Source organism: Mucilaginibacter sp. 14171R-50 (assembly GCF_010093045.1).
Lineage (GTDB): Bacteria > Bacteroidota > Bacteroidia > Sphingobacteriales > Sphingobacteriaceae > Mucilaginibacter.
In genome coordinates this window covers 2041549-2055280 of the sequence record NZ_CP048115.1, presented here as the reverse complement: position 1 = coordinate 2055280, position 13732 = coordinate 2041549, and the positions used below count along the sequence as shown (strand labels likewise).

Sequence of the window (13732 nt, the reverse complement as noted above, 5' to 3'; positions counted from 1 at the left end):
AACAATTTTGAAATGAGTTAGATCGCTGCCAACTTTTATAGCAATAGGTTGTTTGAATTATCATCCCTCAATAAAACCGCGCCTAAATTTAAGGCGTATCTTCTCTCAAACAACATACCTGACAAAATGAAAAAATTAATCATCGCGGCGTTTGCTTTAGCAGCTATTGCAATTACGCCCAACACTTACGCACAAACAAAAATGGTTGGCGGCGCTGCCATGTATCCAACCAAAAACATTGTAGAAAATGCAGTGAACTCAAAAGACCATACCATACTGGTTGCAGCAGTAAAAGCCGCCGGTTTGGTAGAAACCCTGCAATCGGCCGGGCCGTTTACGGTGTTTGCGCCCACCAACGAAGCATTTAACAAACTGCCAAAAGGCACTGTTGAAACCCTTTTGAAACCCGAGAACAAAGCAACCCTTACCAAAATTTTAACTTACCATGTAGTAAGCGGTAAATGGAGCGCTGCACAGTTAATGGCAAAAATAAAGGCCGGTAACGGAACCGCTGAACTAAAAACTGTAAGCGGCGGTGTTTTAAAGGCCATGATGCAGGGCGGCAAAATTTACCTGGTTGACGAAAAAGGTGGAAAAAGCTGGGTAACCATTGCCGATGTTAACCAAAGTAACGGCGTTATACATGTGGTAAATACGGTATTAATGCCTAATTAGTCAGTTTGCAGTTTAAAGTTTGCAGTTTGCATACTATTTAGATGCAAACTGCAAACAGTCCACTGCAAACTCATTACAAAGCCTGGCGCATTTGCGACCGGGCTTTGCTTTGTCATAAAAACAGCATAAAGCATTTTAGTCGTAAATTTTATCTCAATAAGCTTAATTTTGTTAAAGTAACTGCTTCAGGCGGATACTTAAACTGGCAAGACATGAGCTTTATACTGCGCCCCATAGATACCGTAGAGAATATCAGCCCGGAGGATTTTAAAAGGAATTATCTTGACCCGCGCCGCCCGCTGGTAATAAAAGGCCTGACCAAAACGTGGCCCGCCCGCGACAAGTGGACCCCCGAATATTTGAAGGAAGTAGTAGGCAAAAAGGTGGTGCCCTTATATGATAACTCAAAGGCCGACCCATCAAAACCCATTAACTCATCGGCCGCCGAAATGCCGTTTGATGAGTATATCGACCTGATCAAATCGCAGCCTACCGAACTGCGTATCTTCTTTTTTAATATTTTTAAGCAAGCGCCGCAATTGCTTGATGACATCGCTTTCCCGAAAGAGTTGATGGGCGGCTTTATCGAAAGCATGCCCTCCATGTTCTTTGGCGGCTCAAACTCGGTTACCTTTTTACATTACGATATCGATCTGCCGCACATATTCCATACCCATTTTGGCGGGCGCAAGCATGTTATCCTGTTCGAAAACAAATGGAAACGTCGTTTATACTGCATCCCTAACGCTACTTATGCTTTAGAGGATTATGACGTACTAAACCCTGACACCAAAAGATTCCCGGCGCTGGAAGGGGTAGAAGGCACCGAAGTTTTCCTGGAGCATGGCGATACGCTGTTTATGCCGACCGGGTACTGGCACTGGATGAAGTACATCGATGGCTCCTACTCGCTTAGCCTGCGCGCCTGGGATGCCTCGGTTACACGTAAAGCAGCCAGCGTATACAACCTTGCGGTAAAGGGCGGTTTGGACAGCTTGCTGAAAATGACGTTTAAAGAAAAATACGCCAAATACCGCGAGGAACTGGCCATTAAATGGGCCGAGCGTGAATTAGCGGCGGGCAAGCCGTATTAAGCAGCTTTGATAAAATGCCCCACCTCAATTGCTTTGTTCTGCTTTTTGGTTGATGCGTTTTACCTGCTCGTCCAGTTCGTTGGCTGAGGTTAACAAGTGATCCAAAAACTCTGCTTTTTCTTCATCGCTGTTGGATGCATCTTTAAGCAACTCAACCAGGGCCATTATGCGGGCTAACGGCGAACGGATCATGTGCGATTGCATCCAGGCGATATCCAGCAATTGACGGTTTTGCTGCTCAATGGCCTGCATCTGTAATACTGTTTCGGTAATATCCAGGCAGGCGCCTATCATTTCTATGGGGTTTCCCTGTGCATCTGTTTTTAGCCTGGCCCACGAGCGCAGGTACCTGATATCACCGTTTGGGCGGCTTATCCTTTCTTCAAATTGGGTGCCTTGCCTGCTGTGCAATACGTTTTCGATGATACCGCGTACACGGTCTCTGTCTTCCGGATGCAGCAAAGCCTGGTAGCCGGCAAAAGTTGCCTTAAAGTCTTCAGGGTCTAGGCCGTAAATAATATATAAAGTGGGCGACCAGCTAACAATATCCTGCTGTACATCCCAGCGCCAGTTTCCAAAACGGGCCATCTCCTGGCTTTGCAGCATCAGTAAATTGGTTTCGTTAATGATCTCGGCCTTACCGCGGTTTTCCATAATAATGCGTAATAAGGCGGTGGCCTTTTCCATTACCTGTAACTCTTCCTCTGTGGGGGCTTTAGGCTCGCGATAGTACATTGCCAGGGTAGCCATCACTTCGCCATCGACGTCTACCACCGGGTTTGCCCAGCAGGCTTTTAACTGATAACTTAAGGCCAGCGAGCGGTATTCAACCCATCGGTCGTCTGTAGCAATATCGCTTACAATAACCTGTTGCCTGGTTGCCGCAGCAGCACCGCACGACCCCTCCTTTTCGCCCACAGACCGCCCGATAAACGCTTTCATATAAGCGGCTGGCAACGAAGGCGATACACCGCTGATGAGGCGCCCGTTTTTGATCCGGTAAATAGAACATTGCATTTGAGGGAACAATGCTTCGAGGCCCTGCAGATAGCTGAGCAGCACATTTTGAAGCGATACGGTAAGGTCTGAATTTAGTTTTAATACATCACGTTCCAGGCGCTCCAGCCCCTTTAAACGTTCGGCAACCGTGTTATCAAGCATAACGCCGCACAACAGGCACGCCCCGTTTTCGCCACGCAGCACCGAAACATTATCTTTTATCCATATAATGTGGCCATCGGCCCGTATCATCCGGTATTCAAAGGTGTGGTTTTTAACCGTGCCGCCTTCTAACCCGGCATATTCATCAATTACGTGCTTGTCTTCGGGATGGACGCGCGTTTTCCAAAACCCCGGCCTGCCCAGCCAGTCCTGGGGCGAAAAACCGGTGATATCATGTACCCGGTCGCTGATAAAGGTAAAATGCTGCATGGCTGCATCCGCTTCCCATACTACTCCCTCGATGGATTGCAACAAGGTGTATAACTGCTCCGCGTTATCTTTCATCGCCGTTTAGGTTTTCATAAATGTAGTTATTAAAAATATGATATTATTCTTAATAATTCAAAACCATTAAAAGCGTTTGGCTAAGCTATTGGTCCTGCAACCCCTTGCCATTAAGTATCTGCGGCATCCATTTTTCTATCCTTGCCTCGCGCGTTTTAGATTGCTTAGGTGCCGAAAAGTGCAGCAGGTAGGCCCGTTGCCGTCCGGGCGTTAATGCTTCAAAAGCGGTTTTCAACGCGGGGATGTGATCTAATTTGTGTTGAAACTCGTAAGTCATGGCAAATTCTTCCGTTTTTTTGAGCTCCACTTTTAGCCCAGCCTTCTCAACCTCAATAGCCTCAAATACGTAAGCTTTTATAACAGCTGCCAGTTCAGTTACTTCGTCAGCATGCGCAAATCGCATTTGCCGGGCCGACTGTACATTTTTGGTTTGCTGTACCAATATAGCATGGGTATCGCTCAGCAACGCCCCCTTAAAAAATAGCAGGGCGCAGTATTCTTTAAAATCATGTATCAAAACAACGTTAGCGCCCTGGTGGGTATAACAAGGGCATCCCCATTTCAACTCTTCGGTAAGCCCGCAGCTAAGCAATATAGCCCTGAGCGCCCTAACTTCATCCTGCCATTTTTTGGCCTTATCAAAATAAAAATCAACTTTTGTGTTCAATTCCTTCTCTTTAGTGGTAACAGCACCTTAATATTTAAACCTTTAGCATACCGCGAAACCCCCTGGCGGCGTAGTATGAGTCAGCGCCGTTGTGCGATACAAACACTGTATTATATCTAAAATCGCCAAAAATGGCGCCGCCCAGTTTGCGGATACTGTCGGGCGTTTTTAACCAGCTGGATGTTTTAGCGTCAAAACCACCAAAAGTTTGCAAGTAACGGTACTGGTCTTCTGTTAGCACCTCAATACCCATGGCGCAGGCTACATCAACAACGGTATTGGCCGGCTTAAATTCCTTTCGCTTATCAAGCGCTTCGCGGTCATAGCAAAGGCTTCGGCGGCCTTTGGGGCTCTCGGCCGAGCAATCATAAAAAACATATTCGCCTGTTTGCTTATCAATACCAACTACATCCGGTTCGCCCCCGGTAATTTCCATTTCGTTAAGCGACCATAGCTTCCCAGGGCTGGCTTCCAGCCGGGCTTGTACATCAGCCCACTCCATACCGGCGTGGCGTTTCATGTTTTTTTCAAAACGGCCCTGCAAAATCTTTAACAGATCCACCGCTTCATGCGCTGCCAACGCATTTTTGTTGCTGCTCATATTTTATTAATTTATGGATGCAAGTTTCCTGCCTGCAGGCCTGAAATACCACGACAAGATAATAAAAACGGTTTGGAACAATGGCCCTGCCAATGCCTTTATGTTGTAGTCGCCGCTTAGCAGGTGCGACATAAACGCACCCGTCATCACAAAAAACAAACCAGCATACGCCCACTCTTTTACCAGCGGCAGCCGTGGTGCTGCAATGGTTATTGCCCCAAGAACCTTCCAGGTACCAATAATGTAAAGTAAATATGCCGGGTAACCCAGGGGCGCTATCAGGTCTGTCATTTGTTTGGTTTGCATAATTTGCGCCATGCCGCTTCCAAACATACCAATGGCCACCAACGCGGTTGTTATCCAATAAACAATTAAGTTTCTCTTTTTCATCCTATTGTTTTTAGTTTGCCTGCAACATCCTGTAAGCGATTATGCGCCATATTTATGCCCTGTGCAAAAGGTAGCTTCAGCATCTGGTCTCGCTGGTCGTTCGATTCGTATATCACATGCATATTTATCCTGCTGGTAGCGTCGGTAAGCTTTTCAAAATTCAGCAGTTCCAACTGTACGCCAAACGGGGCGTTGGCCATTTCAAATGTGCGGGTTATCTTGCAGTTGGGGCTAAACTCGTGAATGGTGCCATCAGCCTTAAACACCACGTTGCCTTTAGCGTCGCTTGTTTCAAACTGCCAGCTGCCGTGCCTTTTGCTTTCCAGTTTAAGCACTTTGGTGCCCATCCATTGCTCAACCAGTTCGGCTTCGGTAAACGCCTTAAAAAGCAGTTCTACCGGCAGGTCAAATTCACGGCTTATCAGCAGGTCCTGCCTGCCTTCTTCGGCAGTAATTTTTGTTTTCAATTCCATGTTATTTGGCTTTATAATTTTTCATGATAGCTTCTAAAGCGTTAAACCTGTCGTCCCACATTTTGCGGAACGGCTCAATAAAATCTGCTACGTCTTTCATTCCCTTTGCGTTGATATGATAATAGATCTCGCGGCCGTTCTGCTCCTGTTTAAGCAATTCGCACTCGGTAAGTATTTGCAGGTGCTTTGAAACCGTTGGCCGGGCAGTATCAAAGTTAGCCGCTATAACCCCGGCCGTCATAGATTGAGTAGCTACCAGCAGCAGTATGGCCCTGCGGGTAGGGTCGGCTATGGCCTGGAATACATCTCTTCTTAAATTCATCGTGTAGTTATTTGACTACAAATATATATGTAGCTATTTAACTACGCAAATTTATTTTCAATTTTTGTTCGGCCTTTAAGTACCTTGCTGTACTATAGCCTTTAACATCCAACCATAAACCGAAACAAAATGAGAGAAATGAAAGTGCGGCCAGGCATAGACGCTGTAGAGTACCAGGAAAAGCTGAGTCACCTTATTCGCTTCCTGGAGCGGGGCGATGAAATAAAGGTGACCGTAATGTTCAGGGGCAGGGAAGTTATCAACCCCGAACGCGGCGAAGAACTACTGCGCAGCTTTGCAGCCGACCTTAAAGACCGTATAAAGCCCGGCTCATCGACAGTGCGAGAGGGAAGGGTAATATATATGGTGTTAACGCCGAATGCGGGATAATATCTTTAAACCTGCACTCCTCGCAGACGAGCGCAATGCGAAGCAAAATGTCTCAGATCTCAGATCTAACATCTCAAATCTCAAGAGGTATGATCGCAAATCACCTTCCACTCGCCGTTTATTTTGCGGAACCATAAGGTAAAGTAGCCTCCCGGTGTGTCCTTTTCGCGGGCAAGGCTCCAGGCGCCCATTACAAAGGCGTCGCGGCTGCCCAATATTTCCACCTTATCAATCCTGAAGGTGAGCTTACCCATAGCCGCTCTATCGGGGTAGCCCTTTTTGTAGTTATCCATTGTTTGCTGCCAGCCGTAAGTTGGCCCGCGCTTGCCAATGAACATCAGCGAATCCGACTTCCAGTATCCCTGCATAAAACCCTCAATATCGCCTTTGTTCCAGGCGGCTTGCTGGGTGTTTAATACAGCGATGATAGCTTGTTTGTCCTGCGCTTTCAGGGCAAAGCAGGTAGTAACAAGCAGCAGGAGGCAGAGGATAGGCTTTTTCATAGCATAAATATAAAACAAACTTTGTGATCCTGACGATAGCCGGGTATCTATCATCCAGTTACGAACGCAGAAGAGATGCTGCCCGGTGCTGAGCATGACAATGTGAGTAAAAACATTGTTAAACAATTGTTAACAAATTGGCTGCCGGTTTATTTAAAAATTGTAAATGTTTACCAAAATCCTTTTTTAGCTTTGCCACCACACTATTCGTTATATATGAAGAACAGGGTTTTATGCTTTGGGGAAGTTTTATGGGATGCCTTTGGCGATGAAAAAAAAGCCGGCGGGGCGCCAATGAACGTAGCAAGGCACCTGGTGCAGCAGCATATCGACGTAAAATTTGCCAGCCGTGTTGGCAGCGACGCATCGGGCGATGAACTGGTCGATTTCCTAAAAAACAACGGCTTATACTCTGACCTTATCCAGCGCGATAACGCCCTGCCCACCTGCGAGGTAACGGTAGAGCTTGACGCTAAAAGCCAGGCCACCTATATTATACCGCAGCCTGTTTCCTGGGATAATATCCACCTTGACAACAACCTTAAAGATGCGGCTAAGCGTTCATCAACCATCGTTTTTGGCAGCCTGGCCTGCCGCGAAAAAACAACACACGATACCTTGCTAAACCTGCTTGATGAAACCGACGCTATAAAAATATTTGACGTAAACCTGCGCCACCCGCATTATACACTGGAAACCATCGAAACCCTGGCGGCACGCGCAGACGTTATTAAAATGAACGAGGAAGAGGCCGACCTGCTGATTGGCGGCAGCAACGGCGATCTGAAAGGAAAGATCACAGAGTTCAGGAATAAGTATCATACCAAAACTATTTGCGTAACGCGTGGCGAGAACGGGGCCATTATCTGGCACGATTACGAGTTTTTTGAACATCCGGGCTTTAGTGTGGATGTTGCCGACACCGTGGGTGCCGGCGATGCCTTCCTGGCTACTTTTATTGCCGGTATTATGGCTAATAACCCAATACCCCGGCTGCTGTTAAACGCCTGTGCTATCGGCGCATTTGTAACCAGCCAGCGCGGTGCAAACCCGGTTTATAACCAGGACGAAATAAGCCGCATCCGTAAAAGTTAACGCTATAGCACCCGGCAGGGCCAAAGCGTGCGTTTAACAGGGCTGCATACAATTGCACATCTGCTTATCAATTTGTCATGCTTAATTAACAATTGCGTTTAATTGGCGTGTTTTCAAACTTTTAAATCAAATTATCCGTTACTTTATACTCAAGAAAGGGTAAAATATGCGTGGTTTTGGATTTTCACAGTTTAAACCAAACCAGATCCCTAAGGGCGGATTTGATGAATTACTAAAGTTATTCCTGGAGTTATTGAACTACACCGCAGGCGATGCCGGTGAGGCCCTGGCATGGCTTAACGAACTGGATAAGCAATACAACATCACCAATGACGAGTACGGCATGGGCGATTTTATTGACGAACTTAAGCAAAAAGGCTACCTGACTGATGATAACCAGAACGGCGGCTTTAACATTACGGCCAAAACGGAGCAAAGCATCCGTCAATCGGCTTTGGAAGAGATCTTCGGTAAGCTGAAAAAATCGGGTAAGGGTAACCACCGTTCGCCGCAAAGCGGGCAGGGCGATGAAAAAAATGCCGAACGCCGCGAGTTTGAGTTTGGCGACAGCCTGGACCAGATTGACATGACGCAGTCTATCCAGAACGCCCAGGTTAACCACGGCATAGGCGGCGATTTTATGATGACCGAGCGCGACCTGGAAGTGGAGGAAATGGACTATAAAACCCTTACCAGTACTGTGCTGATGATAGATATATCGCACTCTATGATACTTTACGGCGAAGACAGGATAACCCCCGCCAAAAAAGTAGCCATGGCGCTGGCCGAGCTTATCCGCACAAAATACCCTAAGGACACGCTGGACATTGTAGTTTTTGGCAACGATGCATGGCCAATTACCCTGCAGGACCTGCCTTACTTACAGGTTGGCCCCTACCATACCAATACTTACGCGGGGCTTGAACTGGCTACCGATATGCTGCGCCGCCGTAAAACGCACAACAAGCAGATATTTATGATAACCGACGGTAAGCCCACCTGCTTAAAGGAAGGCACCCGGTATTACAAAAACAGCATAGGGCTTGATAGAAAAGTGGTAAACAAAACGCTGAACATGGCCGCGCAGTGCAAAAGGCTAAAGATACCTATCACCACGTTCATGATCGCTAAAGACCCATACCTGCAGCAATTCGTTCGTAAATTTACCGAAACCAACGGTGGCAAAGCGTTCTACAGCTCGCTAAATAACCTGGGCGAATATATTTTTGAGGACTACGCCCGCAATAGAAGGAAAAACGTGAAGTAATTTGATGATTTGAAAATGAGTTAATTTGAAATTAGCCATATTCACACATCTTCAAATTTTCAGATCATCAAATTTTCAAATTAAGAAACATGAACAAGAATTTAGATATAAAAACCCTTGGCGAGCTTAAGAAATCGGGCTATAAAAGCCGGTCGGTTAAAGATGAGTTGAGAGATAACCTCATTAAACAACTTCAAAAAAAAGAGGGCGGTTTTGAAGGCATTATTGGTTTTGAAGATACTGTAATACCCGATCTGCAAACCGCTATCCTTTCGCGCCATAACATACTGTTGCTTGGCCTGCGCGGGCAGGCCAAAACACGTATTGCCCGCCTGCTTGTAAACCTGCTGGACGAGTATGTGCCCTACATAGAAGGGTCTGAATTGTTCGACGACCCGCTGGCACCCATCAGCTGGTTTGGCCATAGCACCGTAGAAAGGAATGGCGACGATACGCCCATAGGCTGGATACACCGCAGCGAGCGCTACACCGAAAAACTGGCTACGCCCGATGTTACCGTTGCCGACCTGATTGGTGATGTGGACCCGATAAAGGCCGCTACCATGAAACTGACCTACTCTGACGAGCGGGTTATTCACTTTGGGCTGATCCCCCGTGCGCACCGGGGCATTTTTGTAATAAACGAACTGCCCGATCTGCAGGCACGCATCCAGGTATCGCTGTTTAACATTTTGCAGGAGCGCGATATACAGATCCGTGGGTTTAAACTGCGCCTGCCTTTGGATATCCAGTTTGTATTTACCGCCAATCCCGAAGATTACACCAACCGCGGCTCTATTGTTACGCCTTTAAAAGACCGTATAGAAAGCCAGATATTAACGCATTACCCGCGCACGGTTGAAATATCGCGCAAGATAACCCAGCAGGAAGCCTTGCTTACGCAAGAGCAGCGCGCCAGTATAGAGGCCGACGGCCTGGTGAAGGACCTGATAGAACAAATTGCCTTTGAGGCCCGTAACTCGGAGTATATCGACAAAAAATCGGGGGTATCAGCAAGGTTAACCATATCCTCCTACGAAAACCTGATCAGTAATGCCGAGCGCCGTATGCTCATCAATAATGAGAAAAGCACATTTGTGCGCATCTCCGATTTTTTGGGCGTTATTCCGGCCATCACAGGCAAGATTGAGTTGGTGTACGAAGGCGAACTGGAAGGCCCCGGTAAAGTAGCCAACATTCTTATCGGCAAGGCCGTGAAAACGTTGCTGCTACAGTTTTTCCCCGACCCTGAAAAGTCTAAAAAATCCAAAACGCCAAACGTATATGCCGAGATCATCAACTGGTTTGGCGATGGCAACACCCTCTCGCTGGTTGATGACCTGCCCCTGGCCGATTACAAAAAAGCCCTTAACGCGGTACCCGGTTTAAAGGATGTGGTTAAAAAATTCCACCCCAAACTAAGCGAGAATCAAACGTTGCTGCTAATGGAGTTTATTTTGCATGGCCTGGCCGAGTTTTCGCAATTGAACAAAGGTTTCCTGGATAACGGCTTCGCATTTTCGGATATGTTTAACAGCTTGTTCAACTTAGAGCCCGACGACGATGACCTTGACCTTGATGACCGCTACTAACCAACCATTATAAGCATACATGCAGGGGCCTTTTTTTACCATATTGTTCATTATTGGACTGTTAGCAGCCGACTTTTACATATTAAAAGGGCTACGGGCGGCTTTTAAAAAAAGAGTGTTCCCGCATAAACGGTGGTTTTTGGTATTGTATTGGTTAAGCGCCGCGCTGTTGATTACCATCCTGCTTATAGGGGTATATTCCCCGCTAAACGCGGGCAAAAGGGCGGGGTTGCTTTTTGGTTATGCACTGGTGTTTATCTTTAAAGTAAGTTTTATATGTTTTATTTTTATTGATGACATCCGCAGAGGCATTGTTCATCTATTCAGAAAAAACAAGCAGTACGTTAAAGAGGCACCCATAGTAGAAAATAAAGCCGACAGCATTCCCCGATCGGAGTTCTTGATGAAGGCAGGGCTGCTATCGGGTGTGGTTCCGCTGGTAGCCATCAGGCTAAGTATGAGCAAGGGCTGCTATGATTATCACGTACGGTACGTTGACCTTTACCTGCACAATTTACCCAAGGCTTTTGATGGGCTGAAGGTGGGGCAGATATCCGACATCCACTCTGGCGGGTTTTACAATAAAACAGCGGTAAAGGGCGGGGTAGATATGCTGCAGCGTGAAAAGCCCGACGTTACCTTTTTTACCGGCGACCTGGTGAACGGTGCAGCCTGGGAGATGAGGGACTACCAGGATATTTTTGCCAAAGTAAAAGCGCCGCTGGGCGTTTACTCAATTTTAGGTAATCATGATTATGGCGATTATGGCACCTGGCCATCGCTTGCCGCAAAACAAAAAAACAACGCGGATATTATTACCACTCATAAAAATATGGGCTGGGATATACTGATAGACGAAAACCGCCGCTTAAAGGTAGATGGCGAAGAAATTGGCATCTTAGGTATAGGCAACTGGGGCGAAATGAGCCGTTTCCCAAAATATGGCAAAATGGAAAAAGCAGTGGTTAATACGGATGACCTGCCGGTTAAGCTGCTCCTTTCTCACGACCCATCGCACTGGCGGGCCGAGGTGATACCTAAATATCCACAGATAGACGCGGTGTTTGCCGGCCATACGCACGGTTTGCAATTTGGTATCCGCACAAAAGAATTTCAATGGAGCCCTATCGAATACGTATACTCCGAGTGGGCGGGCCTGTACCGCGAAAAACACCAGCAGATATATGTGAACGTTGGGTACGGCTTTGCCGGTTTTAAAGGCCGGGTTGGCGTATTGCCCGAGATAACCATATTTACGTTAAAGGCGGGTGAAGACCCCGGATTAAAGATTGTATAACATGCAATCGCTCGCCTCTGCTCCTGGTTAAGCGGCGCACGCAGCGGTGTTATGATCGGCGGCATATGCAATCGCTCGGCTCCGGCCGAGTGATGACTATTAAGCGGCGTAACGCCGCAGTGTTATAATCGGCGGCCCGAGGCCTTGTAATAACGGTCACACGGCTGGAGCTGAGCTACTGCGGTGTGGCCAACAATAAAATAATTGTTTACTTTTTATCGCTATTGCTGTACTTTAGCAAACCAATGAAAAAAGCCGTACAAAGCGCGTTTGATTTTTTGCTTTTCAGCAACATCTTCATGTCGTTATGCGCGGTGGCACAGGCATTGGTAACCTTTCGTCTTATCGATTCTAAACCGGTTTACACCGTGGTGGGGCTGTTGTTTACATCAACTTTAGGCATCTACAATTTCAGCATATTACTCAGCAAGCCCAAGCACCCGCAGCAGTCGCCATACAAGCGGGTACGCTGGTTTTTTTCGCACTACAGGTTAATGGTCAGTTTTACCATGATCTCGCTGCTGTCGCTTATCCCGCTGTTTTTTTTGCTGTCGATGGAGTCGCGCATATTACTGGTATTTCTTTCCCTGCTATCTTTTTGTTACAGCCTGCCGTTGTTTAGCGTTGGCGAACAAAAATTTGGCCTGCGCAACATCCCCGGCTTAAAAACCTTCCTCATTACACTGGTATGGACCATGAGTTGCGTCCTGCTGCCCGTTCTGGAAGCTCAGGACCTTCACCTGGCAGATATCTCTACCCGGGATATTACCATCCTGATAGCGAAACGCTTTTTGATCATAGCGGCGTTAACCATCCCCTTTGATATCCGCGACCTTTTTAGCGACCGCCAGGCGGGCCTAAAAACCATCCCTGTGGCCTGGGGCGAAAAAAATGCTTACCTGTTTTGCCAGTTTCTGCTTGCAGGGTACATCGTGCTGCTTTTTATGTTCAGGAACAATGGCCCTAACCTGGATTTTTGGGCGCTGGCCACCACCGCTGTTTTGATGGGCTGGCTGATATTCAAATCCAAATGGGAAAGGGACGAGTACTACTATTTTTTTTATTTAGATGGGGTTTTGATATTGCAATATGTGGTAATGATGGCGTTCGGGCTTGTTTTTGGCGATGGCTATGCCGGCTAATTACGATAACTCCGCCTCGTTTTATGACAAGCTTTCGCGGCTGGTGTTTGGCAAAGCTTTGATAAACGCCCAGGTATGGCTTTTACCGCACATCCCTAAAAATGCAAAAGTTTTAATTGCCGGCGGCGGCACCGGCTGGATATTGGACGAGATAACCAAACTCCATCCCTCGGGCCTAAGCATCAGTTATGTAGAGCTATCAGCTAAAATGATGGCACTTTCTCAAAAAAGACACACCGGGCAAAATACCGTAACTTACATTAATAAGCCCGCAGAGCAGGCGAATTTGCCGGCAGATTTTGATGTGGTGATAACCCCTTTCCTGTTTGATAACTTTACCGATGCCACCCTTCCCGGTGTTTTTAAACACCTGCACAATACATTAAAAACCGGCGGACTGTGGCTATATGCCGATTTTCAGCTTACGGGCAAGTGGTGGCAATACGCTATGCTTAAAAGCATGTTGCTATTTTTTAAAGTATTATGCGGGGTGCCATCCTGGCGATTACCCGATGTAGATAAACAGTTTAATATCTCCCGCTATGCGGTGATAGATAGAAAAAGTTTTTTCGGAGATTTTGTGGTAAGTAGGGTGTATAAAAAGGCAGGGTAAATTCCACGCGTCATTGCGAGCGATCACGTCGCAATCTCATAGCCGGTGCCAACTCGCACGCCCACGAAATTGCCGCGTCGCTACGCTCCCCGCAATGACATATTA

The 13732-nt window shown here is 47.0% G+C and carries 16 protein-coding genes; 9 read left to right on the top strand and 7 right to left on the bottom strand.

What is annotated here, in order from left to right:
- The first annotated feature begins 126 nt into the window (after positions 1-126).
- Together GWR56_RS09445 and GWR56_RS09440 are read left to right on the top strand one after the other, a co-directional pair.
- Positions 127-675, top strand: coding sequence for a fasciclin domain-containing protein (locus GWR56_RS09445; RefSeq protein WP_162430858.1), 549 nt, complete (start codon positions 127-129; stop codon positions 673-675).
- A gap of 212 nt (positions 676-887) precedes the next feature.
- A complete protein-coding gene (locus tag GWR56_RS09440; RefSeq protein WP_162433162.1) occupies positions 888-1769 on the top strand; it encodes a cupin-like domain-containing protein in 882 nt (293 codons plus the stop codon).
- Positions 1770-1793: 24 nt separating this feature from the next.
- Here the strand turns inward: GWR56_RS09440 and GWR56_RS09435 are convergent, their stop codons facing one another.
- From GWR56_RS09435 to GWR56_RS09410, 6 genes are all read right to left on the bottom strand, one after another.
- Positions 1794-3275: a PAS domain-containing protein gene (locus GWR56_RS09435; protein ID WP_162430856.1), complete on the bottom strand. Its 1482-nt coding sequence runs from the start codon at positions 3273-3275 to the stop codon at positions 1794-1796.
- A gap of 85 nt (positions 3276-3360) precedes the next feature.
- A complete protein-coding gene (locus GWR56_RS09430) occupies positions 3361-3942 on the bottom strand; it encodes a YdeI family protein (RefSeq protein ID WP_162430854.1) in 582 nt (193 codons plus the stop codon).
- A gap of 34 nt (positions 3943-3976) precedes the next feature.
- Positions 3977-4543, bottom strand: coding sequence for a DUF4256 domain-containing protein (locus GWR56_RS09425; RefSeq protein WP_162430853.1), 567 nt, complete (start codon positions 4541-4543; stop codon positions 3977-3979).
- A gap of 6 nt (positions 4544-4549) precedes the next feature.
- Positions 4550-4933 (bottom strand): DoxX family protein, encoded by a 384-nt coding sequence (locus GWR56_RS09420; RefSeq protein WP_162430852.1) that lies wholly within the window; start codon positions 4931-4933, stop codon positions 4550-4552.
- Positions 4930-5406, bottom strand: a complete 477-nt coding sequence (locus tag GWR56_RS09415) for an SRPBCC domain-containing protein (RefSeq protein WP_162430851.1) — start codon at positions 5404-5406, stop codon at positions 4930-4932. Before GWR56_RS09415 ends, GWR56_RS09420 begins: the two co-directional genes overlap by 4 nt.
- Position 5407: 1 nt before the next feature.
- Complete coding sequence (locus tag GWR56_RS09410) at positions 5408-5728, bottom strand: helix-turn-helix transcriptional regulator (RefSeq protein WP_162430850.1); 321 nt, start codon at positions 5726-5728, stop codon at positions 5408-5410.
- Positions 5729-5857: 129 nt separating this feature from the next.
- Between GWR56_RS09410 and infC the strand changes: the two genes are divergently transcribed.
- On the top strand, positions 5858-6118 hold the full coding sequence (gene infC / locus GWR56_RS09405) for a translation initiation factor IF-3 (RefSeq protein WP_162430849.1): 261 nt from the start codon (positions 5858-5860) through the stop codon (positions 6116-6118).
- 80 nt (positions 6119-6198) lie between these two features.
- Here infC and GWR56_RS09400 read toward each other — a convergent pair whose 3' ends face one another.
- Positions 6199-6621 carry a DUF4440 domain-containing protein gene (locus GWR56_RS09400; RefSeq protein WP_162430848.1) on the bottom strand — a complete coding sequence of 141 codons (423 nt, stop codon included), beginning with the start codon at positions 6619-6621 and terminating at the stop codon, positions 6199-6201.
- A 216-nt stretch (positions 6622-6837) separates the two neighbouring features.
- Between GWR56_RS09400 and GWR56_RS09395 the strand changes: the two genes are divergently transcribed.
- The 6 genes from GWR56_RS09395 to GWR56_RS09370 all read left to right on the top strand — a co-directional run bounded on the left by GWR56_RS09395 (position 6838) and on the right by GWR56_RS09370 (position 13627).
- Positions 6838-7716 (top strand): carbohydrate kinase, encoded by an 879-nt coding sequence (locus GWR56_RS09395; RefSeq protein ID WP_162430847.1) that lies wholly within the window; start codon positions 6838-6840, stop codon positions 7714-7716.
- A 166-nt stretch (positions 7717-7882) separates the two neighbouring features.
- Positions 7883-8983, top strand: coding sequence for a VWA domain-containing protein (locus tag GWR56_RS09390; RefSeq protein WP_162430846.1), 1101 nt, complete (start codon positions 7883-7885; stop codon positions 8981-8983).
- Between the two features lie 89 nt (positions 8984-9072).
- Positions 9073-10575 (top strand): sigma 54-interacting transcriptional regulator, encoded by a 1503-nt coding sequence (locus GWR56_RS09385; protein WP_162430845.1) that lies wholly within the window; start codon positions 9073-9075, stop codon positions 10573-10575.
- A gap of 19 nt (positions 10576-10594) precedes the next feature.
- The gene (locus GWR56_RS09380) at positions 10595-11872 is read left to right on the top strand and encodes a metallophosphoesterase (protein WP_162430844.1); all 1278 of its coding nucleotides are present in this window, start codon (positions 10595-10597) and stop codon (positions 11870-11872) included.
- A 245-nt stretch (positions 11873-12117) separates the two neighbouring features.
- Positions 12118-13014, top strand: a complete 897-nt coding sequence (locus tag GWR56_RS09375; RefSeq protein WP_238395343.1) for a UbiA family prenyltransferase — start codon at positions 12118-12120, stop codon at positions 13012-13014.
- On the top strand, positions 13004-13627 hold the full coding sequence (locus tag GWR56_RS09370) for a bifunctional 2-polyprenyl-6-hydroxyphenol methylase/3-demethylubiquinol 3-O-methyltransferase UbiG (protein ID WP_162430843.1): 624 nt from the start codon (positions 13004-13006) through the stop codon (positions 13625-13627). The genes GWR56_RS09375 and GWR56_RS09370 overlap by 11 nt, the downstream gene beginning before the upstream one ends.
- The last annotated feature ends 105 nt before the right edge of the window (positions 13628-13732 follow it).

Excerpts from the sequence above, each read along its gene's own strand:
- GWR56_RS09410 (WP_162430850.1), bottom strand. The coding sequence starts at position 5,728 with ATGAATTTAAGAAGAGATGTATTCCAGGCCATAGCCGACCCTACCCGC.
- infC (WP_162430849.1), top strand. The coding sequence starts at position 5,858 with ATGAGAGAAATGAAAGTGCGGCCAGGCATAGACGCTGTAGAGTACCAG.
- GWR56_RS09425 (WP_162430853.1), bottom strand. The coding sequence starts at position 4,543 with ATGAGCAGCAACAAAAATGCGTTGGCAGCGCATGAAGCGGTGGATCTG.
- GWR56_RS09370 (WP_162430843.1), top strand. The coding sequence starts at position 13,004 with ATGCCGGCTAATTACGATAACTCCGCCTCGTTTTATGACAAGCTTTCG.
- GWR56_RS09415 (WP_162430851.1), bottom strand. The coding sequence starts at position 5,406 with ATGGAATTGAAAACAAAAATTACTGCCGAAGAAGGCAGGCAGGACCTG.
- GWR56_RS09395 (WP_162430847.1), top strand. The coding sequence starts at position 6,838 with ATGAAGAACAGGGTTTTATGCTTTGGGGAAGTTTTATGGGATGCCTTT.
- GWR56_RS09380 (WP_162430844.1), top strand. The coding sequence starts at position 10,595 with ATGCAGGGGCCTTTTTTTACCATATTGTTCATTATTGGACTGTTAGCA.
- GWR56_RS09400 (WP_162430848.1), bottom strand. The coding sequence starts at position 6,621 with ATGAAAAAGCCTATCCTCTGCCTCCTGCTGCTTGTTACTACCTGCTTT.
- GWR56_RS09440 (WP_162433162.1), top strand. The coding sequence starts at position 888 with ATGAGCTTTATACTGCGCCCCATAGATACCGTAGAGAATATCAGCCCG.
- GWR56_RS09435 (WP_162430856.1), bottom strand. The coding sequence starts at position 3,275 with ATGAAAGATAACGCGGAGCAGTTATACACCTTGTTGCAATCCATCGAG.
- GWR56_RS09420 (WP_162430852.1), bottom strand. The coding sequence starts at position 4,933 with ATGAAAAAGAGAAACTTAATTGTTTATTGGATAACAACCGCGTTGGTG.
- GWR56_RS09375 (WP_238395343.1), top strand. The coding sequence starts at position 12,118 with ATGAAAAAAGCCGTACAAAGCGCGTTTGATTTTTTGCTTTTCAGCAAC.
- GWR56_RS09445 (WP_162430858.1), top strand. The coding sequence starts at position 127 with ATGAAAAAATTAATCATCGCGGCGTTTGCTTTAGCAGCTATTGCAATT.
- GWR56_RS09390 (WP_162430846.1), top strand. The coding sequence starts at position 7,883 with ATGCGTGGTTTTGGATTTTCACAGTTTAAACCAAACCAGATCCCTAAG.
- GWR56_RS09385 (WP_162430845.1), top strand. The coding sequence starts at position 9,073 with ATGAACAAGAATTTAGATATAAAAACCCTTGGCGAGCTTAAGAAATCG.